This window comes from Streptomyces sp. NPDC023723, from assembly GCF_040639815.1.
GTDB lineage: Bacteria > Actinomycetota > Actinomycetes > Streptomycetales > Streptomycetaceae > Streptomyces.
On sequence record NZ_JBFAAP010000024.1, the window covers coordinates 1 to 23,647 of the forward strand.

At 74.8% G+C, this 23,647-nt stretch carries 20 protein-coding genes; 10 read left to right on the plus strand and 10 right to left on the minus strand.

Annotated elements, in window-relative coordinates; genetic code table 11:
* The 4 genes from AB0G32_RS23450 to AB0G32_RS23465 form a co-directional block, all read right to left on the minus strand.
* Positions 1-923, minus strand: a 923-nt coding sequence (locus AB0G32_RS23450; RefSeq protein ID WP_361166450.1) for a serine/threonine-protein kinase, incomplete at its 3' end; no start/stop codon positions are given.
* The gene (locus AB0G32_RS23455) at positions 920-1,660 is read right to left on the minus strand and encodes an FHA domain-containing protein (protein WP_361166453.1); all 741 of its coding nucleotides are present in this window, start codon (positions 1,658-1,660) and stop codon (positions 920-922) included. The genes AB0G32_RS23450 and AB0G32_RS23455, both read right to left, overlap by 4 nt.
* Positions 1,661-2,004: 344 nt before the next feature.
* A complete protein-coding gene (locus AB0G32_RS23460; RefSeq protein WP_361166456.1) occupies positions 2,005-2,364 on the minus strand; it encodes a DUF6479 family protein in 360 nt (119 codons plus the stop codon).
* A gap of 46 nt (positions 2,365-2,410) precedes the next feature.
* A complete protein-coding gene (locus AB0G32_RS23465) occupies positions 2,411-2,815 on the minus strand; it encodes a ChaB family protein (RefSeq protein WP_361166459.1) in 405 nt (134 codons plus the stop codon).
* Positions 2,816-2,958: 143 nt separating this feature from the next.
* On the opposite strand from AB0G32_RS23465, the gene AB0G32_RS23470 reads away from it, so the two are divergent.
* The 8 genes from AB0G32_RS23470 (at position 2,959) to AB0G32_RS23505 (ending at position 11,123) form a co-directional block, all read left to right on the plus strand.
* Positions 2,959-3,342 carry a ferredoxin gene (locus AB0G32_RS23470; protein WP_361166462.1) on the plus strand — a complete coding sequence of 128 codons (384 nt, stop codon included), beginning with the start codon at positions 2,959-2,961 and terminating at the stop codon, positions 3,340-3,342.
* A 67-nt stretch (positions 3,343-3,409) separates the two neighbouring features.
* On the plus strand, positions 3,410-4,282 hold the full coding sequence (locus tag AB0G32_RS23475; RefSeq protein ID WP_361166464.1) for an oxygenase MpaB family protein: 873 nt from the start codon (positions 3,410-3,412) through the stop codon (positions 4,280-4,282).
* A 76-nt stretch (positions 4,283-4,358) separates the two neighbouring features.
* The gene (locus AB0G32_RS23480; protein ID WP_361166759.1) at positions 4,359-6,737 is read left to right on the plus strand and encodes a serine/threonine-protein kinase; all 2,379 of its coding nucleotides are present in this window, start codon (positions 4,359-4,361) and stop codon (positions 6,735-6,737) included.
* A gap of 530 nt (positions 6,738-7,267) precedes the next feature.
* Complete coding sequence (locus AB0G32_RS23485; protein ID WP_361166467.1) at positions 7,268-8,854, plus strand: NAD(P)/FAD-dependent oxidoreductase; 1,587 nt, start codon at positions 7,268-7,270, stop codon at positions 8,852-8,854.
* A gap of 89 nt (positions 8,855-8,943) precedes the next feature.
* Positions 8,944-9,135 (plus strand): DUF2795 domain-containing protein, encoded by a 192-nt coding sequence (locus AB0G32_RS23490; protein ID WP_361166470.1) that lies wholly within the window; start codon positions 8,944-8,946, stop codon positions 9,133-9,135.
* A 109-nt stretch (positions 9,136-9,244) separates the two neighbouring features.
* Positions 9,245-9,487, plus strand: a complete 243-nt coding sequence (locus tag AB0G32_RS23495; RefSeq protein WP_361166473.1) for a DUF397 domain-containing protein — start codon at positions 9,245-9,247, stop codon at positions 9,485-9,487.
* 151 nt (positions 9,488-9,638) lie between these two features.
* Positions 9,639-10,547 (plus strand): universal stress protein, encoded by a 909-nt coding sequence (locus AB0G32_RS23500; protein ID WP_361166476.1) that lies wholly within the window; start codon positions 9,639-9,641, stop codon positions 10,545-10,547.
* 78 nt (positions 10,548-10,625) lie between these two features.
* A complete protein-coding gene (locus AB0G32_RS23505) occupies positions 10,626-11,123 on the plus strand; it encodes a hypothetical protein (protein WP_361166479.1) in 498 nt (165 codons plus the stop codon).
* Positions 11,124-11,134: 11 nt separating this feature from the next.
* Here the strand turns inward: AB0G32_RS23505 and AB0G32_RS23510 are convergent, their stop codons facing one another.
* Positions 11,135-13,099 (minus strand): N-acetylmuramoyl-L-alanine amidase, encoded by a 1,965-nt coding sequence (locus AB0G32_RS23510; RefSeq protein ID WP_361166482.1) that lies wholly within the window; start codon positions 13,097-13,099, stop codon positions 11,135-11,137.
* A gap of 156 nt (positions 13,100-13,255) precedes the next feature.
* A complete protein-coding gene (locus tag AB0G32_RS23515; protein WP_361166485.1) occupies positions 13,256-14,389 on the minus strand; it encodes an aminoglycoside phosphotransferase family protein in 1,134 nt (377 codons plus the stop codon).
* Positions 14,390-14,659: 270 nt separating this feature from the next.
* Here AB0G32_RS23515 and AB0G32_RS23520 point away from each other — a divergent pair, with 270 nt between their 5' ends.
* The gene (locus AB0G32_RS23520; protein WP_361166488.1) at positions 14,660-16,156 is read left to right on the plus strand and encodes a hypothetical protein; all 1,497 of its coding nucleotides are present in this window, start codon (positions 14,660-14,662) and stop codon (positions 16,154-16,156) included.
* A gap of 15 nt (positions 16,157-16,171) precedes the next feature.
* Here AB0G32_RS23520 and AB0G32_RS23525 read toward each other — a convergent pair whose 3' ends face one another.
* From AB0G32_RS23525 to AB0G32_RS23535, 3 genes are all read right to left on the minus strand, one after another.
* Complete coding sequence (locus AB0G32_RS23525) at positions 16,172-17,452, minus strand: PAS domain-containing protein (protein ID WP_361166491.1); 1,281 nt, start codon at positions 17,450-17,452, stop codon at positions 16,172-16,174.
* Between the two features lie 206 nt (positions 17,453-17,658).
* Entirely contained in the window at positions 17,659-18,708 is a 1,050-nt protein-coding gene (locus tag AB0G32_RS23530) for a Gfo/Idh/MocA family oxidoreductase (protein WP_361166494.1), read from the minus strand.
* A gap of 63 nt (positions 18,709-18,771) precedes the next feature.
* Entirely contained in the window at positions 18,772-19,866 is a 1,095-nt protein-coding gene (locus tag AB0G32_RS23535) for a chemotaxis protein (RefSeq protein ID WP_361166497.1), read from the minus strand.
* 321 nt (positions 19,867-20,187) lie between these two features.
* Between AB0G32_RS23535 and asnB the strand changes: the two genes are divergently transcribed.
* Complete coding sequence (asnB, locus tag AB0G32_RS23540; RefSeq protein ID WP_361166500.1) at positions 20,188-22,029, plus strand: asparagine synthase (glutamine-hydrolyzing); 1,842 nt, start codon at positions 20,188-20,190, stop codon at positions 22,027-22,029.
* A gap of 3 nt (positions 22,030-22,032) precedes the next feature.
* On the opposite strand, the gene AB0G32_RS23545 is transcribed toward asnB, so the two are convergent.
* Positions 22,033-23,640 carry an alpha/beta hydrolase gene (locus tag AB0G32_RS23545; protein ID WP_361166503.1) on the minus strand — a complete coding sequence of 536 codons (1,608 nt, stop codon included), beginning with the start codon at positions 23,638-23,640 and terminating at the stop codon, positions 22,033-22,035.
* Positions 23,641-23,647: the final 7 nt, after the last annotated feature.

A 23,647-nucleotide genomic window follows, 5' to 3' on the forward strand; every position in this document is an offset into this window, starting at 1 on the left:
CGCAGCCGCGGCAGCCGGGCCGACGGAGCGGCGCCCGCCGCCCGCTCCACCTGCCGCAACAGGGCCTCGGTGGCGACCCGTTCGGCGTGGGTGCGGGCGAGACAGCCGGCGACGACCGGCCGCCAGGCGTCCGGGAGCGCGGGGGACAGCCGCAGCTCCTCCGCGCCGCGCGCGTACCGGGTGGCCGCCGCGCAGCGGGCCTGCGCGGTGCCGCCGGGCAGCGGGAAGGTGCCGGTCAGCACGGTGTGGGCGAGCACCCCGAAGGCCCACACGTCGGCCGAGGGCCGCACCCGCGTGCCCCGCTCGTCGATCTCCGGCCAGAGCAGCTCGGGCGGCGTGTAGTCCGGCGTCGCGAAGGCGGGCGCGTAGCCGTGGGTGCCCTCCAGCTCGGTGGCCATGTTGAAGTCGGCGAGCCGCACCGCCCCGTCGCTCAGCAGCAGCACATTGGCGGGTTTGAGGTCCCCGTGCACCCAGCCCGCGTGGTGCAGCTGGTGCAGACCCTCGCAGACCTGGGCGAGCAGCGCCGGCCCCGCCGCCGGCCGCGGCTCCCGGTCCAGTACCGCGTCCAGCGACGTCTCGGCCCGCTCCAGTACGAGGACCGTGGCGCCGTCGAGCTCCGGGTGACCGGGGTCGTCGACGGTCAGCGTCTCGTACATCCGGATCAGCCGCGGGGCACGCAGCCGGCCCAGTAACTCCACCTCCCGTTCGGCCAGTTCGCGCAGATGCCGGAGCTGACGCGGAGTACGGGTCCCGGTGGGCAGGAACTTCAGGGCCGCCCGGCGGGGCGCGCCGGGCCGGGCGTCGCCGACCCGGCCGCCCGCGTAGACCGTGGCGAACGCGCCGGAGGCGAGGGGTTCGCGGACCTCCCAGGAACCGATCCGGTAACCCCGCGGGACCCGCACGGCGTACGGCTGCCCGGTCATCGGACCACCTCGCCCGGGACCGGGGCGAGCACCGTCAGGTCGTCCTCGCGGACCAGGTCGAACCGGAGCGCCAGCGAGACCAGCGACTCCTTCTTGCCGTTGAGCCGCCGGCCGGGCCCGGCCGCGTCCGGACCGGGCCGCAGCCGCAGTTTGACGGCCAGGTAGTCGATGTTCCAGTAGACGACCGAGCGGCTGACCGCCGGCCAGACCGGCCGCAGCCGCTCCACCAGTTCCTCGACCACCGGCAGCGGGGCGTGCGGCGCACCGCGCAGCCGTGGTTCGCACAGGGCGGTCAGCACCGCGAAGTACCGCTTGGTACGGTCCAGGGTGAACGCCGGGGCCGTCAGCGGTCCGGTCAGACCGTGCCGGGCCACACTGCCGAAGACGTGCCGCGGCGCCCACACGTCGAAGGCGAGCAGGTCGCCCGCGGCGGGCAGGACCACGCGCGAGAACTCGAACGGCACCGGCGCCTCGAGCCGGCCCGATGTCACCTTGATGTGTTCGCCCGCGCCCTCCGGGTTCTCCACCACATAGGTCTGGTGCTCACTGAGATTGCTCAGCAGCCAGAAGTTCCCCTGCGCCGTGATCTCCCCGGCGACCCGGGGCACCCCCTCGTGCCCGATCGTCAGGCCGTCGCCGGCCGCTGCCCTGCCGAACGCGAGCCGCTCACCGCAGGCGATCCGCAACTGCCCGCCGGTGCCGCCGCCCGGCGGTGGTACCACGATGACGCTGTACACGGAGCCGTCCCCCATTCTCCGACGCCATGAGGGCGCGCGGGGCGCGTCCCCAGTCCGACGAGGGGCAGGGTATGGGCGTTCACCGACGGGGCGAAACTTTGCCGGAGCCCCGGCGAGTCTGTGAACGGGAGTACGGAAACGGGCCAACACGTGTGCTGTTACCGGCAGTTGGTCGGCGAGACCTTCACCCATGCGAAGGGCCCGCGCACGTGCGCGGGCCCTTTCCCTCTTCAGCGGCACGGATCATGGGGTCCCGGCCGTCCGCACCGGAAACTGCGACCGTCAGCCTCGGTCAGTCTTCGGCTCGCCCCCGCCGCTCCGGGGTGCCGCGCGTCCCCGTGCGGTCAGTGACCGCCGCCCGGTCCGCCGCTGCCGAACGAACCGCTGCTGCCCTCGTCCCAGCGGCGCCGCGGCTGCCCCGGGTCCGAGCGGCTGCTCTGATGATGGAGGTCGTGCGGCAGGATCCGCTCGTCACCGCGCGGCATCTCGTCCGCCGACCGGGTCTCCTGGGTCTCCCGGACCGGTCCGCCCGCGGGCATCCGCGGCTGCTCGTCCGGGGTCGGCGGCGGCGACTCCCGGCGCTTGACGCGGATGCCCATCGCGAAGGCGCCGATCAGCAGCGCCACGACCACGAAAGCCGCCACGATCAGCCCGACGCTCATCGCGCCATTGGTCGCGGCCGTCTCCATCCATGCGCTAGTCATGAGCGGCGAGTACCCCCGGTCCTCGGCACCAACCTCGCCGGCCCGGTCAGCTCGACCGCGCCGATCGCGTCTGCGAACGGTTCGCCTTGCGGATCGCGTCGAGCAGTTCCCGCTTCGACATCCGCGACCGCCCCTCGACGCCGAGCCGCTTGGCGACGTCGTACAGATGCTGCTTGGTGGCCTTCTCGTCGACCCCCTCGCCGCTGCGCCCGCCCTGCCCCCGGGGCCGGCCCGACCGCGGGTCGGAAGGGCCCTTGCGACCGCCCTCCTTGCGCTCCCAGTGGTCGCCGACCTTCTCGAAGGTGTGCTTCAGCGCGCCGTACGCCACCCGGTGCGCCCGCTCGCCCTCGCCGTACTCCTGCACCGCGGAGTCATGTGCCTTGATCCAGGTGCGCTGGGCCTGGCGCGGAGACCGCTCCAGGGTCGACGGCAGTTCCTGTCGTCCCGGCATGTCGTGCACTCCGTTCCTCGTCGTTTCCGGAGGGTGCACGAGTGCCCGGGGCGGACGGCGGAAAACCGCCCGGAACCCTTGGCGGCACCGGGCCCGGCGGGTTTGGCGCCGACCTCGGCGGCAACCCGCCCGGTGTGACTTCCATGACTTCCACGACATCGACGACCTCGCAGCAGGAGCTGTTCCAGTTCCTCGAGGACCGCTTCGCATGTGCACAGGCATGCACGGAATGTGCCCGGGTGTGCGCGCTGCGGGCGAGCCTCGTGGACCCGGACGGCACGGAGAACCAGGAACTCGTCCGCCGCAAGGGCATCATGTGCGCCGAGGTCTGCGACGCCACCTGCCGGGTGCTGTCCGAGCAGACCCAGGTGGACGAGGAGGCGATACGCGTCCAGCTGGAGTGGTGCCGGCAGGTGTGCCTGGAGAGCGCGCAGGTCTTCGACCGGCAGCCGGGCGCCGAGGACAGCGCCGCGGCCTGCCGGGACTGCGCCAAGGCGTGCGGCACGTTCCTCGACACGCTGCACTGACGCGCGCGGCGCAGACGCCGCCCGGACCGGTCTGGGAACGGCCGGGGTACGGCGTTAGCCTCCCGCCATGACCGCCAACGCGACGAACGACTCGGTACGGGGCGACCCGGGGCTGTTCGGGCCCGGCTCGGTGACCTGGCAGGCGCACGGCGACCCGATGATGTGGATCGCCGGCATCCGCGCCCTGTGGCTGCAGGCACTGCACCCGCGCGCCGTGCGCGGCGTGCTACAGAACTCCGACTTCCGGCGGGACGCCTGGGGGCGGCTGCTGCGCACCGCCGGCTTCGTCGGCACCACCACCTACGGCGACACCGCGGCCGCCGAACGGGCCGGCGCCCGGGTCCGCGCCATCCACCGCAACCTCGGCGCCACCGACCCCGGCACCGGGGAGCGCTACGGCGTCGACGAACCCGCGCTGCTGCGCTGGGTGCACTGCGCCGAGGTCGGCTCCTACCTGCACGTCCTGCGCCGCTCCGGATTCCCGCTCACCGACCGGGCGGCCGACCGCTACCTCGCCGAGCACCGCACCAGCGCCCGCCTGGTCGGCCTCGACCCCGCCACCGTGCCCGCCGACCGGGCGGCGCTGGCCGCCTACTTCACAGAGGTACGGCCCGAACTGGCCGCCGGCCCCGAGGCCCGCGAGGTGGACGACTTCCTGCGCCGCCCGCCGGTCCACCCGCTGCTCACCCCGGCCCGGCGGCTGCTGTGGCACCGGGTGGCGCACCTGGCCTACGCCTCCCTGCCGCCGTACGCCCACGAGCTGTACGGCAGGCCCGCGCCCGGCCCGGACGCGGTCACCCGCCACCTGCGGCGCACCGGCATCGTCCTGCGCTCGGTGCCCGCCCGGCTGCGCTGGCAACTGCCGCCGAAGCACATCCTGTCCGCCATGGAGCGCCTCGGACCGGGGGCGCGTCCGGCCCCGTACAAAGTCGGCGCATAGACCGCCATACTGGACCGGCCAGGGGAGGGCGGAGCGACAGCGACGGGGGCGCGCTTCTATGGGATCCATGGGGTCTGTGGGGGACAGCACGCTGATCCAGGGCCGGTACCGGCTGCTCGATCTGATCGGACGCGGCGGCATGGGGGAGGTGTGGCGGGCCCGGGACGAGTCGCTGGGCCGCCGGGTCGCCGTCAAGTGCCTCAAGCCGCTCGCGACGCGCGAGGACCCGTCGTTCACGCGGGTGCTGCGGGAGCGGTTCCGCCGGGAGGCCCGGGTGGCCGCCGCGCTCCAGCACCGCGGGGTGACCGTGGTGCACGACTTCGGTGACTGCGATGGCGTGCTGTTCCTGGTCATGGAGCTGCTGGAGGGCCGCAACCTCAGCCAGCTGCTGGAGGACAACAAGCACCACCCGCTGCCGGTCACCGATGTCGTGGACATCGCCGAGCAGGTCGCCGCCGCGCTGGCCTACACCCATGAGCAGGGCATCGTGCACCGGGACCTGAAACCGGCCAACATCGTGCGGCTGGCCGACGGCACGGTGAAGATCTGCGACTTCGGCATCGCCCGGCTCGGCCACGACGTGGGCTTCACCGCCCGGCTCACCGGCACCGGCATCGCCATGGGCACGCCGCACTACATGTCCCCGGAGCAGATCGGCGGCACCGAGGTGGACCGGCGCAGCGACCTGTACTCGCTGGGCTGCGTGCTGTACGAACTGGCCACCGGGGTGCCGCCGTTCGACCTCGACGACCCGTGGGCGGTCCTGGTCGGCCACCGCGACACCCCGCCCCGCCCGCCCCGCAGCCACCGGCCCGACCTGCCCCGCTACCTGGAGCGGATCATCCTGGACCTGCTGGCCAAACGGCCCGAGCACCGCCCGGACGACGCCCGGGAACTGGGCCGCCGGATCACGGCCGGCCGCGCCGCCCCGTCATACCTGCCGACCGCCGTCACCCCCCACCCGCGCACCCCCCAGCCGGCCGGCCGCGCGGCGGGCCCGCCGTCCTGGACGCACTCGCGGGGGACGGGCGACCCCCCGGAGGCGGCCACTTCGGGGGGCGCGGCACCCGGTGTCCGGACGGCGGGTGACGGCCTCGGGGGATCCGGCTCGGGCGATGCGGTGAGCGGCGTGGTGGGCAGTGCTCCGGGGGTGCCCGGCCCGGGTGAAGCGGCGGGCGGGGCGGGCGGGCCCTCCCGCGCGTGGCCCCCGCGCCACTCCGTCGACCAGGCCGGCGACCGGCCGTCCCACTCGCCGCCGGAGACCATGCCGCAGAGCGCGCCGGAGAGCAGGCCAGAGACCATGCCGGAGAGCGCCACCGCCCTGGCCGCCCGGCACGAGGCGGGGCTGCGGCTGGGCCGGCAGGGCCGCTGGGCCGAGGCCGGCGAGGTGCACCGGGCGGTCGCCGACGCCCGCGCCGGGCTGCTCGGTCCCGACCACCCCGACACCCTCGCCAGTCACTACGAGGCCGCCTTCGTCCTCAGCCGCACCGGACGCCCCGCCGACGCCCTGAGCGCCTACAAGCGGGTGGCCGAGGCCAGGATCCGCGTGCTCGGTCCCGACCACCCCGACACCCTCGCCGTCCGCCAGGAGATGGCGTACGTCCTGGGACGGCTGGGCCGGCACGCCGACGCCCACCAGGTGTACGCCGCCGTGCTCGTCGCCCGGGAGCGCACGATGGGCGCCGGCCACCCCGGCACCCTGCGCTGCCGGCACAACCTCGCCTTCAGCCTCGGCCGGCTCGGCCGCTGGGCCGAGGCCCACCGCATGGCGCACGAGGTCGCCGAAACCCGCGCCCGGGTCCTCGGCCCGGACCATCCCGACACGCTCGTCACCCGCTACGAGGTGGCGTACGCGCTCGGCCAGCTGGACCGCTGGCAGGAGGCGCTCGCCACCTACCGGGACGTCGCCGACGCGCGCGCCCGGGCGCTGGGCGCCGACCACCCCGACACCCTCGCCGCCCGCTACGAGACCGGCATCAGCCTGGGCCGCCTCGGCCACAGCGCCGAGGCCCTCAGCCTCTACCGCGCCCTGGCCGGCGACCGCGCCCGCGTCCTGGGCGCCGGCCACCCCGAGACCCTGCGCGCCCGGCACGGCATCGGCGTCAACCTCGGCCGGCTCGGCCGCTGGGAGGAGGCGCTCACCGAGTCCCGCGCGGTGGCCGCGGCCCGGGCCCGCGTCCTGGGCCCCGACCACCCCGACACCCTGGTCAGCCACCGCGAGGTCGCCGTCGGCCTGGGCTGGCTGGGCCGCTGGGAGGCCGCGCTGACCGAGTACCGCCACGTGACCGACACCCGCGAGCGGGTTCTCGGCCCCGCCCACCCGGACACCGCCGCCGCCCGCGACGACGAGGCCCACTGCCTGGCCCAACTGGGCCGCACCACCGAGGCGGCGAAGCTGTACCAGGGGGTACTTCCGCCGGGGCGCCGAAAGACCCCGAGGACGGTCGACGGCTGACGGCAACCAGCACGGCCACCGCCCCGGCGAGACACGCCCGACACCGCCCACCCCGCTCCCGCGAGGCGCGTGCGTCAGGCGCCGCCGAGCGCGGGTCGGCCCGGGGTGGCCGGAGTGTCCCGCGGCGCGGTCCCGCGGGTCGCGGTGTCCCACGCGGGGGCGGTCGCCCGGCGGTTTCGGGTGCCGGGCTGCCCGGCCGGCGGCATACTGCGGGCCGCCCGCTCAGCCCCCGGTTTCGGGCCGGGGCCCTGCTCACCCCGTGGCCTGACCGCTCCCGCGAGGCGCGTGCGTCCGGCGCCGCTGAGCGCGGGTCGGCCCGGGGTGGCTGGGGGCCGGCTGGCAGGGGTGTTCCACGCGGGGGCGGTCGCCCGGCGGCCCCCGGTCTCGCGCCTCCCGGCCTGGGCCCCGGTCCGGGTGGGCCGCCCGGTCCCGGCCCGCCCGCCGGCGGTGTGCCGTGCCCCGGCACAGCTCACCCGCGGCGCTGCCGATGGCCTTCTGGCGGCACCGCCCCCCGCGTGCTACCAAGAGCCATGACCACGCACCGGCCCCCCGGCAGGGGCACGCGCCGATATGACGTCGTCATCGTCGGCGCGGGGCACAACGGCCTGGTCGCCGCCGCCTACCTGGCCCGTGCCGGACGGTCGGTCCTGGTGCTGGAGCGGCTGGACCGCACCGGGGGCGCGGCCGTCTCCACCCGTCCGTTCGCCGGCGTCGACGCCCGGCTGTCCCGCTACTCCTATCTGGTCAGCCTGCTGCCCACGAAGATCGTCCGGGACCTCGGCCTCGACTTCCGCCGCCGGCCCCGTACCGTCTCCTCGTACACCCCCGTGGAGCGCGCCGGCCGGTCCACCGGGCTGCTGGTCGGCGGGGACGAACGGCGCACCCGCGCCTCCTTCGCCCGGCTGACCGGCGGTGAGCGCGAGTACGCGGCCTGGCAGCGGTTCTACGCCATGACCGGCCGGGTCGCCCGCCGCGTCTTCCCCACCCTCACCGAGCCGTTGCCCACCCGCGCCGAACTGCGCCGCCGCGTCGACGACGAGCCCGCCTGGCGGGCCCTGTTCGAGGAGCCGATCGGGATCGCCGTCGAGGCGTGCTTCGCCGACGACCTGGTCCGCGGCATCGTCCTCACCGACGCCCTGATCGGCACCTTCGCCGACGCCCACGACCCGTCCCTCAAACAGAACCGCTGCTTCCTCTACCACGTGATCGGCGGCGGCACCGGCGCCTGGGACGTGCCGGTCGGCGGCATGGGCGCGCTCACCGACGCGCTGGCGGCCGCCGCCCGCACCGCCGGCGCCGTGCTCGCCACCGGGCACGAGGCCGTCCGGATCGACACCGACGGGCGGACCGCCGAGGTCACCTGGCGCACGGCGGACGGCGAGGGCACCGCCGCCGCCCGGCACGTCCTGGTCGGCGCCTCCCCGCGGGCCCTGGCGGAGCTGACCGGCGCCGCGCCGCCGCCGCCCGCCGAGGGCGCGCAGCTCAAGGTGAACATGCTGCTCACCCGGCTCCCCGCGCTGCGCGACCCGGCGGTCGACCCCCAAGAGGCGTTCGCCGGGACCTTCCACGTGGCCGAGGGCTACCGGCAACTGGCCACCGCCCACGCCCAGGCGGCGGCCGGCGTGGCGCCCGCCGCCCCGCCCGCGGAGCTCTACTGCCACTCGCTCACCGACCCGACGATCCTCGGCCCGGACCTCGCCGCCCGGGGCCACCACACGCTCACCCTGTTCGGCCTGCACACCCCGGCCCGGCTCTTCACCCGGGCCGGGAACCACGACACCGTGAAGGAGCAACTGCTCCGGGCGACCCTGGCCCAGCTCGACGCCCACCTCGCCGAGCCGCTCGCCGACTGCCTGGCCACCGACGCGGACGGCCGCCCCTGCATCGAGGCGAAGACACCGCTGGACCTGGAACGCGACCTCCGGCTGCCCGGCGGCAACATCTTCCACCGCGAGCTCGCCTGGCCCCACACCCAGGACGGCACCGGCCGCTGGGGCGTCGAGACCCCGCACCCGAACGTCCTGCTGTGCGGCGCCGGCGCGGTCCGCGGCGGCGGCGTGAGCGGCGTCCCCGGACACAACGCGGCCAGGGCCGTACTGGAGCGCCCGGCCTCCTGAAGCATGCCCCGCGACGGAACGGGTACCGCGACATAACAGACATTCCGCGCACGTTCCCGAACGTGTGTCCGCACAGTGAGGAGACCATCATGGCTGACCTCAGCCCCATCGACCTTCAGAAGGCCCTGCGGGGCGCGGACTACCCGACGGACAAGAAGTCGCTCGTCGACCGTGCCCGCGAGAACAAGGCCGACGACAAGGTCGTCAGCCGCCTCGACGGCATGCGGAAGGACAGCTTCGACGGGCCGAACGAGGTGCAGAAAGCCATCTTCGACCAGTAGCCGCCGGCTGGACCGACCTCCTCCCGAAAGGTCCTGCCCGGATGGCCTGTTGGCGGTCCGACCCGATCGCTAGGCTGACCGCGGACGACGTATCGGGAGGAGCACGGACGTGGCCGAGACCACCACCCACCAGCGCCCGCTCATCGGCTGGGACAAGCCGGAGCTGGACCTCAGCAAAGCGCACTGGCAGTCCAGCAGCCGCGGCCGGGGCGATGTCCAGATCGCCTTCGTCGAGGGCTTCATCGCCATGCGCAACAGTGCCCGCCCGGAAAGCCCCTCCCTGATCTTCACCCCCGACGAATGGGGGGCCTTCGTGTCGGGAGCGCGGGAAGGGGAGTTCGACCTCACCTGACGCCCGGCGGCGCGGACGGGCCGGCCGTCCGCGCCCGAGGGTGGTGTTCCGCCCCGATTTCCGGACACGCGACCTCGAGCACACCCGCGGGACCGGCGCTGCGCCAGGCTGGCCCGGAGGGGAAGGCCGTATCCCCCGGAGGTGAGGAACCATGAGCACCCTGCCGGTCGTCGCCGCGATCGACGGTTCGGACGACAGTCTGCGCGCCCTGGACTGGGCCCACGACGCCGCCCGCAGACGTGCCGCCCCGCTGCGGGTGGCACATGTGCGGCAGTACGCCGCCTGGGCCCAGCCCGACGCCTTGGCCGTCGGCCCGCCCCCCGACCCGGACGACGACCCCGTCCTCGACCGGGCCCGCGCCCGCCTGCGGGAAGCCGGCGGCGGGCCGGACGCCGAATTCCTCGGCCTGGAGGGCGTCCCCGCCGCCGCCCTGCCCGAACTCGGCGCCGAGGCCCAGCTGCTGGTGCTCGGCTCCCGGGGCCGCGGCGGCTTCGCCAGTCTGCTGCTCGGTTCCAGTTCGCTGGCCGCCGCCCGCGACGCGGAGTGCCCCGTCGTCGTGGTGCCCCGCCCCGGCCGCGAGGTGCACACCGCCGCCCCGGCCGAACCCGGCCCCCGGGTGGTCGTCGGACTGCACGTCGACAGCCCCGACGAGGCCACGCTCGACTTCGCCTTCACCGAGGCCGCGCTGCGCGACGCCCGCCTCCAGGTGATCGCCGCCTATCCGTGGCCCGTGCAGACCTGGATGGCACCCCCGGGGCAGGTGGTGGCCCCGGTGATCGACGAGGTCGCCGTGGCCAGCGAGACCCGGGTGCTCGCCGACGGCCTGCTCGCCCCGCACCGCGGCCGGCACCCCGGCGTCCGGGCCGAGACGCAGGCCGTGCCCGGCGACGCCGCCGGCAACCTCGTCGCCGCCTCCCAGGACGCCGGCCTGGTCGTCGTCGGCCGCCACCGGCGACGGCTGCTGGCGCCGGCCCGGATGATGGGCTCGGTCGCCCACGCCGTCCTGCTGCACGCCGCGGCCCCGGTCGCGGTGGTGCCGCCCGCACCGCCGGAGGACTGACCCCGCGCCCCTGGCGGGCCCGCCCCGAACGGGCCCTCGGCGCCGAGCCGGTCGGGCGCGACCACGTACCATGGGCGCATGTCGTTCCTCCGCCGCCGCAGCGCCACGCCCGCCGGGCCCGACTTCGACGTACTGGCCATGGACCCGGGCGACTGGCCCGGCAATCTGGGCGCCGGCCTGCTGCCCGCCCCGGACGGCAGCTGCCAGGGCGTGTTCCTGCGCTACGACCTGTTCGGCGGCCGCGGCCCCGCGATGATCATCGGCAATCTGCCGGAGGGCTCCCCGGCCCGCGAGGTCCCCGAGGGCGAGATCCCGTTCGAGGTGGCGCAGCTCCTGCTGGCCCTGGAGAACGACGAGGAGGTGACCGTCGCCGGCACCGAGGACACCCCGGTGATGCAGGGCGACAACCTGCTGATCGTGCGCCGCCTCAAGCTCTCCGAGAGCCGGATCTCCTGCGTGCAGTTCGACCGCAGCGACAACGTGCTGGTCACCATCGCCGCCTGGGACCGCCCCATCACCGACGACCTGTACGCCCTGCTGAAACCGCTCCCGGCGGAGCTGTTCCAGCAGGGCTGAGGCCGAGCCCCCTAGCGGACGACCTCGACGTCGGCGGCGCGGACGTACGCCACCCGGTGGCCGTACTGGATCTCGTAGTACCGGTCCGCGCCCCGCACCACCCGGTGCGCGTCCTCGGTGAAGGTGACCGCGTAGTAGTACTCGCCGGGCACCTCGTCACCGACCACGTACTTCTGGCCCGCGGGCAGCCGGTACGGCAGCGGGGACACCGTCTGCACGGGCACCCCCGCCGGATAGGCCGACGCCTCCGGATAGGCCCGCCCGTACACCGGGACACTGTCCGCGCCGTCCTTCGCCGTCACCGTGACGCCCTTCGCGGGCACCGCGGCCGGCTCGGCCGGCGGATCGCGGAACCACGCCTTCTGCCCCAGGTACCAGATGGCCGTCCACTCGCCCCACCGGTCGGCCACCGCGTACTGCTGGCCGGTGGACACCCGGGAGGACAGGTCGTTCACCCCGGTGGTCGGGGTCGTGCCCAGGCCGATGTCCTTGATCAGGGGCGCGTCCTCGGAGTGGTCGGAGTACAGCCGCACCTCGCTGGAGCCGTGCGCCGCGCACGGCTCACCGGCGCTCTCGCAGCCCGTGTACACCGGCCGGTTGGCCGCGTAGTCCGGGCGGATCGTGACGATGCCGGCGTGCTTCCCGGCGGTCGGCCGGACGGGCTTGCCCAGCAGCTCGAAGTAGTGCGCCCAGTCCCAGTACGGGCCCGGGTCGGTGTGCATGCCGGGGACGCCGGCGGCGGTCGGGCCGGGCACGTTGTCGTGGCCGAGGATGTGCTGCCGGTCCAGCGGGATGCCGTACCTCTTCGCCAGGTACTTCACCAGCCGGGCCGAGGACCGGTACATCGCCTCCGTGTACCAGGCGTCCGGATCGGCCAGGAACCCCTCGTGCTCCAGCCCGACCGAGCCCGCGTTGACGTACCAGTTGCCCGCGTGCCAGGCGACGTCCCGCGCCTTCACGTGCTGGGCGATGTGGCCGTCGGTGGAGCGCAGCGTGTAGTTCCAGGACACGTAGGCCGGGTCCCGCACCAGGTTCAGTACGCCGTCCCAGGCGCCCTCGGTGTCGTGCACGACGATGTACCGGATGCGCTGCGAGGCGGGCCGGTCGGCGAGGTCGTGGTTGCCGTAGTCGCCGTCCCCGAACTCCTCGTAGGGCGCCGGTATCCACTCGCAGGAGACCGTGGCCGGGCACTCGGTGCCGGCCGCCGAGGCGGTCCGCAGCCCGGCGCGGGCCAGTTGCCCGGTCTCCGGCACCACGTCCGGCCGCGCGGCCAGGGCGACCCGCTGACCGGCGTCGGTCGTGCGCCGCGCGCCGTCCCGGATCAGCGCGAACACGTCGTCCGCGTAGGCCGCCGCGGTCGCGGAGTCGTCCGCGCCGGAGAACCGGGCCACCGCCGCGTACCAGTCTCCCGGGTCGGCGCTCAGCGGCTCGCCGAGGTCCCGCTGGGCGGCGGCCAGCAGCGCGGCCCCGCCGGCCACGTTGGCGGCCGGGTCGGTGCGCAGCGCGGCGCCGCCCAGCCCGGTCAGCTCGGCCGCCGCCGGCAGGGTGGACAGCCGGGCCGGCCGGGCGGCGGTGTCCGGAACCGCCGCCCGCGGACGCAGCGCGGGACGGGCGTCGTCGCCGCGCGGATCCTCGGTGCCCTCGGCCTGGTGCTCGGAGGAACCGGCCAGGGCGGTGGCGGCGTCGGTGAGATGCATCGGGCCGTACCCTCCGGTCACGCTCGGCGCACCGCCGTGCGCGTCCCAGCGGGACTGGAGGTAGGAGACGGCCAGCAGCACGCTCCCCGGCACCCGGTACTCGGTCGCGGCGGCGGCGAACGCCCGCTGGAGCCCGTCCGGCGCGGCGGCGGTGGCGGATACGGCGGCGGACGGCGGGCCGGTGGGCGGCGCGGCGCCGAGCAGCGGCAGCAGCAGTACCGCCGCGACCGGCAGGACACGACGGCGTCTGCCGCGCGGAAGGGGGACGGATCCTCGCAAGACGGCCTCCTGGGACATGGGGCGCCCGGGGAGTGCGGGACCGGACGTGCGTCAGTGGTACCCGCGGTCCGACGATCCGTCAATCATGCCCCCGTGGCCGAAGCCGCCGGGTCGGCGGCCCGCTCCGGTGCGCGCGCCGCCGACCCGCCGTCCTTGTCAGCGCGTGCCGACCGCGGCCCGCACCGCACGGCGGGCCAGTTGACAGTCGTCGTGCAACCGCCGCAGCAGCAGCCGCTGTTCCTCACCGGCCGGCGCGGCCCCCGCGGGGCCGGGAGCGGCCGGCGCCGCGTCCCGCATCGAGCGCTGTACGGCCGTCTCGTAGGTACGGATCTCCCGGGTCAGCACCAGCATCAGGTTGACCAGGAACGCGTCCCGCGAGGCCGGGCCCGCCGACTGGGCGATCTGGCTGATCCCCCGCCGGGCCCCGGGCGCGTCCCCCAGCACCGACCACAGCGTCGCCAGGTCGTAGCCCGGCAGATACCAGCCCGCGTACTCCCAGTCCACCAGCACGGGACCGGCCGGTGACATGAGGATGTTCGACAGCAGCGCGTCGCCGTGGCAGAACTGGCCCATGCCGTGCCGCCCGGCCGCGTGGGCGATGCCGTGCAGCAGCTTCTGCAGGTCACCCAGATCCCGGTCGGTGAGCAGCCCCAGCTCGTGGTAACGGGAGATCCGGGCCGCGTAGTCCAGGGGCGCGTCGAAGGTACCGGCCGGCGGACGCCAGGCGTTGAGCCGGCAGATCGCGCCGAGCGCCGCCCTGATGTCCGCCCGCGGCGGGGCCTGCACCGGATGCCGCTGCACGGCGGCCGGCCGTCCCGGCATCCGCTCGATCACCAGCGTGCAGTTGTCCGGGTCCGCCGCGATCAGCCTCGGCACCCGGGCCGGCGGGCGGTGCCGGACGAACGAGCGGTAGGCAGCTATTTCGTGCCGGATCCGCTCCGCCCACGCGGGCGAGTGGTCCAGCAGACACTTGGCGACGGCCGTGTTGCGTCCGGTGCTGCCGACCAGCAGGACCGACCGTCCGCTGCGCCGCAGCACCTGGACCGGCGAGAACTCCGGGCAGATCCGGTGCACGGCGGCGATCGCGGCGCGGAGTTGGGCGCCCTGGGGGCCGGACAGGTCGATTCTCCCGCTGAGTGGTGGAGTACCCGGCCCGGTGGCGCGCCGTGCCCTGCCCGGTCCGAGGACGGGGGCCGTCGGCCGCGGCGGGGCCAGGTAGGGGCCGCCGCCCGCCGGGCGGGCGTGCGGGGGCCGGGCCGGGGCGGACACGGAGGACGATGCTGCGTACATGGGCGAGACAGATCCCTTCGTGTTCCTGCTGTGCGTGCTGTGCGTGCTGTGCTGATGGGTCGGGTGCGTGGGGCGCGCCGCCCGACCGGCCGCCGCGGGCCACCCTGGGGAGTGTCCCGGCGGCGGCCAAGTCGGGGTGACGCGGTTCCTACCTGACACCCGGGCGGCCCTGGCACACCATCTGGCGAACCCTGGCGAACCCTGGCGAATAGTCGCCCGGCAACTCTCCCCGGGCTACTGTCAACTCAGCCGAGAACCTGGGGGCTTGACGTGAGCGGACGACCCAACACCCGGCTCTCGGACCTGTTCGGCCTGGCCGGCTGGTCCAAGGGCGAACTCGCGAGACTGGTCAACCGGCAGGCGGCGGCCATGGGCCACCTCCAGCTGGCGACCGACACCTCGCGGGTGCGGCGGTGGATCGACACGGGAGAGATCCCGCGCGATCCGGTGCCGCGGGTGCTGGCGGTGCTGTTCACCGAGCGTCTCGGCCGTGTCGTGACCATCGAGGATCTCGGTCTGGTCCGCCACGGGCGCGCGGGGAGACGGCAGGGCGGCGGGAGCGAGGAACATCCCGACGGAGTGCCGTGGGCGCCCGAGCGGACCGCCGCGGTCCTCACCGAATTCACGGGAATGGACCTCATGCTCAACCGACGCGGCTTGGTGGGCGCGGGCGCCGCGCTCGCCGCGGGATCCGCACTCAGCGGCGCCATGCACGACTGGCTGCACACCGACCCTGCACTCGCTGCCGACGCTCCCGACCTCGACCGACCCCTGTACACCGCCGACCCCGCCGGGTTCGACCGCTACGAGGCCGCCCCCATCGGGCTCCAGGAGATCGAGGAACTGGAAGCCTCGGTCGGGGTGTTCCGCGCCTGGGACGCCGCCCGCGGCGGCGGACTCCAGCGCAAGGCGGTGGTGGGCCAGCTCAACGAGGTGGGCGGCATGCTCGCCTACCACCACCCGTCCCCACTCCAGCGGCGCCTGTGGGGCGTCGCCGCCAACCTCGCCGTCCTGGCCGGCTGGATGTCGCACGACGTCGGTCTGGAACCCACGGCCCAGAAGTACTTCCTCATCGCCGCCCACGCCGCCCGCGAGGGCGGTGACCGGCCGCGGGCCGGCGAGGCACTGTCCCGGGCGGCCCGCCAGATGGTGCATCTGGGCCGGCCCGACGACGCGCTGGACCTGATGAAACTGGCCACCTCCGGCTCGGGGGAGCGGCTGCTGCCGCGCACCCAAGCCATGTTCCACACCATCGAGGCGTGGGCGCAGGCGTCGATGGGCAAGGGCCAGGCGATGCGCCGCACCCTCGGCCAGGCCGAGGACCTGTTCGTCTCCGACCGCGCCGACACCGAACCGCCGGACTGGATGCAGCTCTTCACGGACGAGGACCTGTACGGCATGACGGCCCTGGCCTACCGCACCCTGGCCGAGTTCGACCCGGGCGCGGCGGCGCACGCCCAGTACTACGCCGCCAAGGCCCTGGACCTGCGGACCGAGGAGCGCGGCCGGTCGAAGATCTTCGACCATCTCTCCATGGCCTCGGCCTGCTTCATCGCCGACGACCCCGAACAGGCGGACCGCTACGCGCGGCTGGCCCTGATGTCGATGGGTTCGAACTCCTCCCACCGCACCTGGGACCGGCTGCGCCAGATGTACCGGCTGACCGCCGAGTACACGAGCTACCCGAGGATCCAGCAACTGCGGGAGGAGATCAGGCTGGCGCTGCCGAAGGGAAAGGGGAAGCCCGGCAGCGCCGCGTCCGCGTAGCCCGCTCCGGCTCCGCTACGCCCGCACCCGGGCGGCCAGTACACATCCGGTGTCCCACGGCCGGGCCGGGTCCGGTCCGCCGCACTCCCGTGCCACGAGCGCCGCGCCCTCGCGCGCCGAGTCCGCCTCGGCCAGCCGGGGGGCCAGGGCCAGGAGGCGATGGGCCGGCACCGTGTGAGTGGGCAGCAGCAGCAGGTCACCGGCTTCGAGGGGCTCCTCGGTCCGGGGGCCGAGCACCCGCCCCGTTCCGCCGCGGAAGAGCAGCGGGGCGGGGCTCGCGGTGTGCGCCCACACCAGCGTGCGGTCGGCGGCCCGGTAGGCGCAGCACAGGGCGCCGGCCAGGACGGGCCGGCCGGCTCCGCCGGGCAGCCGGGCGAGCCGGTCGAGCAGCGGTCCGGGGGCCAGGCCCGCCAGCGCCAGGCCGCGCAGGGTGCCGGCCAGCAGCGCGGTGTCCGGTGCGCCGTCCGGGCCGGGGTCGGGGCCGGGGACGGTGAGTGAACCGACGCTCAGGAAGGTCTCGCCGTCCGCGATCTCGCAGGCGTCGCACCACAGGGGGCCGGCCGGTCCGGCACACTCCGGCGGCACCGCGGCGGCCACCTCCAGGCCGGCCGCGCGGGACAGCGGCGGGGCGGCCGCCCGCGCGCCGTCCGCGGCCCGGGGGAGCCGGTCGCGGGTCTCGTGCACCGCCCGCTGGCTGCGCCGCAGTTCGCTCACGTCGCGCAGCACCGCCCACATCGAGGCGGTGCTGCCGTGCGCGTCGAGCACGGGCTCGCCCATCATGTGCACGGTCCGCACCGCGCCGTCCGGCCGTACGACACGGAACTCGCCGTCGATCGGCCGCGCGTCGACCAGACAGCCGGTGACCATCGCGGTCAGCTTCGGGCGGTCCTCGGCCAGCACGGCGGAGGGCAGTTCGTCCAGGGTGAGCGGGGCGGCGGCGGGGTCGCGGCCGAGGATCCGGTACAGCTCCGGGGACCAGTCGGCGGCGTCCGTCAGCAGGTTCCACTCCGCGCTGCCGACCCGGCTGAGCAGCGAACCCGCCCGGGGCGCCGATCTCGGCGGCGGGCCGTCGCGCAACTGTGCCAAGTGCTGGTCGAGGTCGTCGAGTTGGTGCAGGGCCAGGTCGTAGAGGGCGCGCTGCCAGCGGCCCCGGGCATCGGCGCCGTCCCGGCGCGCGCCGCGCCGCACCGCGTCCACCTCGCCCTTGAGCCGCCGCGTCTGCGATATCAGCGCCTCCACCGAGCCGTGTCCGGACGGCTGCGCGGAGGGATGGTCCGCGGAGAGATGGGACGGCATGACGCACTCCGGTGTGCAGACGGTACGACCAGGGCCAGGACGGTGCGGGCGCGGGCGACGTAACGACTGTTGCACAGCCCGCGACGCGCTGTAAGGGATTTGGCGACACACGATACGGCGGTGCCTTCGGCATATGCCATAGTCCCGGGCGAGTGACTCGCCCGGTCCTGTCTCATGCTCGCGCGCTGAACCATTGCGTAGGTGTACTACGGGAGTTGAGGGCCGAACGGATGCGTGCCGGGCGGCCCGTACAGATCCGGGCGCGGGGCGAGGGCGATGGGCGTACGGATGCCGGACTCCAGGGCGCGGACCCCGGCCTCGGCGACCGCGGACGCCGCGTAGCCGTCCCAGGCGCTCGGTCCGGTGACCCGGCCGCGCCGCATGGCGTCGACCCAGGCGCGCACCTCGCGGTCGTAGGCGTCGGCGAACCGTACGAGGTAGTCCTGCGGCACCTCTTCGCGCACCCCGCCGGTGGCCGTCACGGCGATGCCGCGCTCCTCGCCGATCCGGGCGCTGCCCGCCTCGCAGACGGCCTCGCAGCGGACCTGGTAGCCGAAGCCGCAGTTGACGAAGACCTCCACGTCGACCAGGACGCCCCGGTCGGTCTCGAAGAGCACGAACTGCGGGTCGAGCAGCCCGGCGGGCGCGCCGGCGGACGGCCGCGGCCGGTGCACGCTCACCGCGGCCAACTCCTGCCCCAGCAGCCAGCGGGCGGCGTCGATCTCGTGCGAGACGGAGCTGTTGACCAGCATCGCGGAGGTGAAGTGCGGCGGCGAGGAGACGTTGCGGTGCACGCAGTGCAGCATCAGCGGGCGTCCCAGCCGCCCGTCGTCCAGCAACGACTTGAGCCGCGCGTACTCGGTGTCGTAGCGCCGCATGAAGCCGATCTGGGCCAGTCGTCTGCCGAGCCGGAGTTCGGCCTCCACCACCCGCAGCGCGCCCGCCGAGTCGGGCACCATCGGCTTCTCGCACAGCACCGGCAGACCGCGGGCGAAGGCGGCCAGCAGCGCCGCCTCGTGCGCCTCGCCGGGGGAGGCGATCAGCACCGCCTCGACACCGGGCGCGGCCAGCGCGGCCTCGGCGTCGGTGCGGACCGCGACGCCCTCCCGTCCGGCGACCGCCGCCGCGGCCCGCTCGGCGTCGGGATCGGCGACGGCCACCACCCGGGCGCCGCTCACCGCCCGGTCCAGGCGCCGTATGTGATCGGCGCCCATGTGTCCGGCGCCCAGCACCGCCACACCCAGTGTTCGTCCCATGTCCCGTCGGCTCCTCCCGGTCGCGTGCCGCGCGCGATCAGGGTGCCACGGCCGTCGCGGGGTTCAGTACCGCAGCACTCCGGCGATGCCGTCCGCGTCCCGCAGGGTGCCGTCGGGGACGAAGCGGACCTCGGCGCCGGTCTCCAGGCACCGTTCGACGATCTCGTCCACGATGTCCTCGCGGGCGTCGAGGTCGCCGGGACCGGCCGGTTCCAGGTGATCGCCGGCGTCCACCACGGTGGTCCGGTAGTTCTCCTCGACGGCGAGCAGCCGGACCCGGCCGGCCAGGGCGCTCTGCCACAGTTCGTCGACCCCGGCCGCGAACTCCCGCCGGCCGCGGGCCGAATCCAGCTCGCCGGTCACCACCTCGGCGGCCCGCCGGGCCTCGGCGGCGAGCAGCGGCCGCACCGCCTGCCACACGGCCTCCGGGGTGCCGTGCGCGAGACCACCGTGCGGCACGTGCACCGCGCCCCGGGCGGCGTCGCCCGCTTCCCGGAGCAGGGCCAGGGCGGCCTCCGTGCCGGTGACGTACAGCGGGCGCGGACGGGTGCGCAGCAGCCGGGCCAGCGCGGTGTCGGCGTCCCGCAGGAACTGGCGGGTGCCCTCGTCGCGGAAGGTGCTCGGCGCGTCCCCGATCCGCTCCATGCGCTCGGGGTCGAAGTCCGCCGGCTCCCTGGTCATCGGGAAGCCGTCGGCGCGCTCCTCGACGACGCGGTCGGTACCGCCGTTCCACAGGGTGACGTGGTCGGCGGCGACCGAGAGCACCCAGTAGGGCCGCTCGGCGGTGTGCGCGGCGACCAGGTTGCGGGTCAGGAAGGTGTCCGAGAGGACCACGCGTTCGGGCACGGTCCGGGCGAGGGTCCACACCTGGTGCTCGCCGGGCGCGGCGAAGATCGCCAGTCCGTCCTCGGCGTGCGCCGGGTCGATCTCGGCGAGCGCCCGGTCGAGCTGCCGTTCGACCTCGGCGCGACGCTCCCGGGTGACCGCCGGGTCGGCCTCCAGTCGCTTCCTGGCCTCGGCGACCGCGTTGCGCAGCCGTACCGGGTCCTGGGTGTTGCCGGGTTCGCGGCGGTGGGTCGGGGTCAGCACCGACACCGCCGGATAGGGGCGGGGGCGCCGCAGCTCGGCGAGGGTGGCGGGGCTCAGATCGTGCTCCATGCCAGCACGATAGGTCCGTTTCGTCCGTCAGGCATTCGGAGCAGTCGCGACGGGTTGAGGAAGTCTTTGCCCGTGGCCGATTCCGCGCGGCCGGGGCCCGTGGAGAGCGGGTCGGGAGGTATCGCGATCGCAAAGCGTGGCCGAAAGGGCGGGGCTCCGCGTGTCGTCCGAGTTACGGCCATGTTGACCGGCCCTGCCCGTGACGCGCAGGCTCGACATGTAGATGGCAAATACAACTGGTTCGTCGGGCGGTTCCCTCGCACTAGCAAAAAAGCAGGTCAGCGCGGGCGCTTCGGGCGGGCCGGAGGCAGGAGGCAGGACATGTGCGGCATCACCGGCTGGGTCTCCTTCGACCGCGATCTGCGCGCCGAGCGCGCGGCATTGGATGCGATGACGGAGACGATGGCCTGCCGCGGACCGGACGACCGCGGCGTCTGGGCCGAGGGGCCCGCGGCGCTCGGCCACCGCAGGCTCGCCATCATCGACCTGCCCGGCGGCCGGCAGCCGATGACCGCCGAGACCCCGCACGGCACGGTCGCCCTCGTCTACTCGGGCGAGACCTACAACTTCAGCGAACTGCGCCGGGACCTGGCCGGCCGCGGCCACCGCTTCACCACCGACTCCGACACCGAGGTCGTCCTGCGCGGCTACCTGGAGTGGGGCGACGCGCTCGCCGAGCGCCTCAACGGCATGTACGCCTTCGCGATCTGGGACGGCCGCGCGGACAAGCTGGTCATGGTCCGCGACCGCATGGGCATCAAGCCCTTCTACTACCACCCCACCGCCGACGGCGTCCTGTTCGGCTCCGAACCCAAGGCGATCCTCGCCAACCCGCTGGCCCGCCGCCGGGTCCGGCTGGACGGCCTGCGCGAACTGTTCACCATGATCAAGACGCCCGGCCACGCCGTGTGGGACGGCGTCCGCGAGGTCGAGCCGGGCACCGTCGTCACCGTCGACCGCGACGGCGTACGCACCCGCCGCTACTGGGAACTGGAGACCCGCCCGCACACCGACGGCCGCGAGGCCACCGTCGCCCGCGTCCGGGCACTGCTCGACGACATCGTGCGCCGCCAGCTCGTCGCCGACGTGCCCCGCTGCACGCTGCTCTCCGGCGGCCTCGACTCCTCCGCGCTGACCGCGCTCGGCGCCCGCCAACTGGCCGCCGACGGCGAGAAGATCCGCAGCTTCGCCGTCGACTTCGCCGGCCAGGCCGAGAACTTCGTCGCCGACGAACTGCGCGGCACCCCCGACACCCCCTTCGTGCACGACGTGGCCCGCACCGCCGGCACCGACCACCAGGACATCGTGCTGGACGCCCAGGCGCTCGCCGACCCCGCGATCCGCGAGAAGGTCATCCGGGCCCGCGACCTGCCGGCCGGCTTCGGCGACATGGACGCCTCCCTGTACCTGCTCTTCCGGGCCGTCCGGGAGCAATCCACCGTCGCCCTGTCCGGCGAGTCCGCCGACGAGGTCTTCGGCGGCTACCTCCAGTTCTTCGACGAGCGGGCCCGGCAGGCCGACGCCTTCCCGTGGCTGGTCGCGATGGGCCGCCACTTCGGCGAGGACACCGAGGTGCTGCGCCCCGAACTGGTGGCGGACCTGGACCTGTCCGCGTACGTCGCCGACGGCTACCGCGACGCCGTGGCGGGCATCCGGCGCCTCGACGGCGAGAGCGACTTCGAGTACCGGATGCGGCGGATCAGCCATCTGCACCTGACCCGGTTCGTCCGCATTCTGCTCGACCGCAAGGACCGCGCCAGCATGGCCGTCGGCCTGGAGGTCCGGGTTCCGTTCTGCGACCACCGGCTGGTCGAGTACGTCTACAACACGCCCTGGGCGCTGAAGTCCTACGACGGCCGGGAGAAGACCCTGCTGCGCGAGGCCACCGCCGACGTGCTGCCCAGGTCCGTCTACGACCGGGTCAAGAGCCCCTACCCGTCGACCCAGGACCCCAAGTACGCGGTGGCTCTCCAGGACCAGGCCCGGGACCTGCTGGCCCGTCCGGACCACCCGGTCTTCCAGCTCGTCGACCCCGCCCGGCTGCGCCGCGCCGCGGACCGGGAGGCGCCGATGAGCGGCCAGGCGGACCGGCGCGGCCTGGAACGGGCCCTCGACCTCGCGCTGTGGCTGGAGATGTACCGGCCCGAACTCGTCCTCGACTGAGGCTCAGCCGTCCCGCTCCGGCCCGCAGGAGGAGCCGCTGGGCGGCAGCGAGCCGTGCAGCAGGAAGTCGTCGACCTTGCGGTGCACGCACCGCGAGGACGCGTACCCGGTGTGCCCCTCGCCCTTGTTGTCGAGCACCACAGCGGAGGGGCCCAGCCGCTTCGCCGTCTCCTGCGTCCAGCGGTACGGCGTCGCCGGGTCGCCGCGGGTGCCGACCAGCAGCATCTTCGGCGTGTCCACGCCCTTGACCTCGTCGCGGATGTAGGCGGTGCCCTTGGGGCGGCCGTAGCACATCAGTACCTGGGTGAGCCGGTAGCGGCCGAAGACCGGCGACACCTGCTCGTACCGCTCCCGCAGCCGGCCCAGCGACCGGGTGACCTGGCCGGCGGCGGGGCGGTCGGGGTCGTCGGCGCAGTTGATCGCCATCAGCGCCGCCGGGAGGTTGTCCAGCGGCACGTCCGCCGGGTCGGTGAGCCCGCCGCCGGCGGCGGTCCGGCCCGGGTCCCGGCGGACGGGGAAGCCGACCCCGCCGGAGACGAAACTCTCCAGGCCCCGCGAGTCGCCGTCCTCGACCAGGAGCGCGACGGCCCGCTCCAGCGACGGCCACAGCTCCCGGCTGTAGAGCGCCTGGCTCAGGGCGCCGACGAGATCCTGGCCGGTGAAGGGCTCCCCGAAGGCGGACGGCACCGGCTCGTCGTCCAGCGACGCGACGAGTTGCTCGACCTGCCCGCGGGCCGCCCTGCGGTCCTGGCCGAACGGACAGGCGATGTCGTCCGCCACGCACCAGTCGAGGAAGTTCTCCAGCGCGGTCTGCTGCCCCCGCGCGCCCGCCACGCCCTGTTCGGTCAGGGGCTCGGTCAGGGTGTCCACGCCGTCCAGCACCAGCCGGCCCACCCGGTGCGGGAACTGCGCGGCGTACACCGCGCCGAGCCGGGTCCCGTAGGAGAAGCCGAGGTAGTTGAGCTTGTCGTCGCCGAGCGCGCGGCGCATCACGTCCAGGTCCCGGGCCGCGTTCACGGTGCCTATGTGGGGCAGTACCGGCCCGGAGTGCTTCCGGCACTGGGCCGCGGCCGCGCGCAGCCGCTCCAGCGACTCCTCCGGGTCCTTCATCCCCTCGTCCCCGTCGGTGGCCCGCATGATCTCGACCGAGCCCGGGCCGCAGCTGACCGGCGAGGAGCGGCCTACCCCGCGCGGATCGAAGGTGACGACGTCGTAGCCGTTGGTGAGGTGCATGAAGTCCTCGCCGCCGGCGGACAGTTCGCTGACGCCGGAGCCGCCCGGCCCGCCGAAGTTCAGCAGGACTGAGCCCTTGCGGTCGCCGGTCGCCCGGTACCGGGCGACGGCCAGGTCGAGGGTCTTCGCCTTCGGCCGGGCGTAGTCGAGCGGCACGGTGACCTTCCCGCACTGCAACTCCTTGGGCATGTCCATGCCTTCGCAGGCGGTCCACTTGACCCGCTGGTCGTAGTACCGGGACAGGCCGGGCCCGGCCTCACCGGCCGGGGCGCCGTCCGCGGTGGCGGCGGGCAGGCCCGCGCCCAGCAGGGACAGACCCAGCGCGCCGGGTATCGCCCAGCGCAGGGCCGTGGGCCGGGTCGACAGCTTGGCCAGCATCGATGCC

Excerpts from the sequence above, each read along its gene's own strand:
- AB0G32_RS23490 (WP_361166470.1), top strand. The coding sequence starts at position 8,944 with ATGGCTGACCTCAGCCCCATCGACCTTCAGAAGGCCCTGCGGGGCGCG.
- asnB (WP_361166500.1), top strand. The coding sequence starts at position 20,188 with ATGTGCGGCATCACCGGCTGGGTCTCCTTCGACCGCGATCTGCGCGCC.
- AB0G32_RS23515 (WP_361166485.1), bottom strand. The coding sequence starts at position 14,389 with ATGTACGCAGCATCGTCCTCCGTGTCCGCCCCGGCCCGGCCCCCGCAC.
- AB0G32_RS23545 (WP_361166503.1), bottom strand. The coding sequence starts at position 23,640 with ATGCTGGCCAAGCTGTCGACCCGGCCCACGGCCCTGCGCTGGGCGATA.
- AB0G32_RS23475 (WP_361166464.1), top strand. The coding sequence starts at position 3,410 with ATGACCGCCAACGCGACGAACGACTCGGTACGGGGCGACCCGGGGCTG.
- AB0G32_RS23460 (WP_361166456.1), bottom strand. The coding sequence starts at position 2,364 with ATGACTAGCGCATGGATGGAGACGGCCGCGACCAATGGCGCGATGAGC.
- AB0G32_RS23465 (WP_361166459.1), bottom strand. The coding sequence starts at position 2,815 with ATGCCGGGACGACAGGAACTGCCGTCGACCCTGGAGCGGTCTCCGCGC.
- AB0G32_RS23500 (WP_361166476.1), top strand. The coding sequence starts at position 9,639 with ATGAGCACCCTGCCGGTCGTCGCCGCGATCGACGGTTCGGACGACAGT.
- AB0G32_RS23505 (WP_361166479.1), top strand. The coding sequence starts at position 10,626 with ATGTCGTTCCTCCGCCGCCGCAGCGCCACGCCCGCCGGGCCCGACTTC.
- AB0G32_RS23470 (WP_361166462.1), top strand. The coding sequence starts at position 2,959 with ATGACTTCCACGACATCGACGACCTCGCAGCAGGAGCTGTTCCAGTTC.
- AB0G32_RS23485 (WP_361166467.1), top strand. The coding sequence starts at position 7,268 with ATGACCACGCACCGGCCCCCCGGCAGGGGCACGCGCCGATATGACGTC.
- AB0G32_RS23525 (WP_361166491.1), bottom strand. The coding sequence starts at position 17,452 with ATGCCGTCCCATCTCTCCGCGGACCATCCCTCCGCGCAGCCGTCCGGA.
- AB0G32_RS23530 (WP_361166494.1), bottom strand. The coding sequence starts at position 18,708 with ATGGGACGAACACTGGGTGTGGCGGTGCTGGGCGCCGGACACATGGGC.
- AB0G32_RS23535 (WP_361166497.1), bottom strand. The coding sequence starts at position 19,866 with ATGGAGCACGATCTGAGCCCCGCCACCCTCGCCGAGCTGCGGCGCCCC.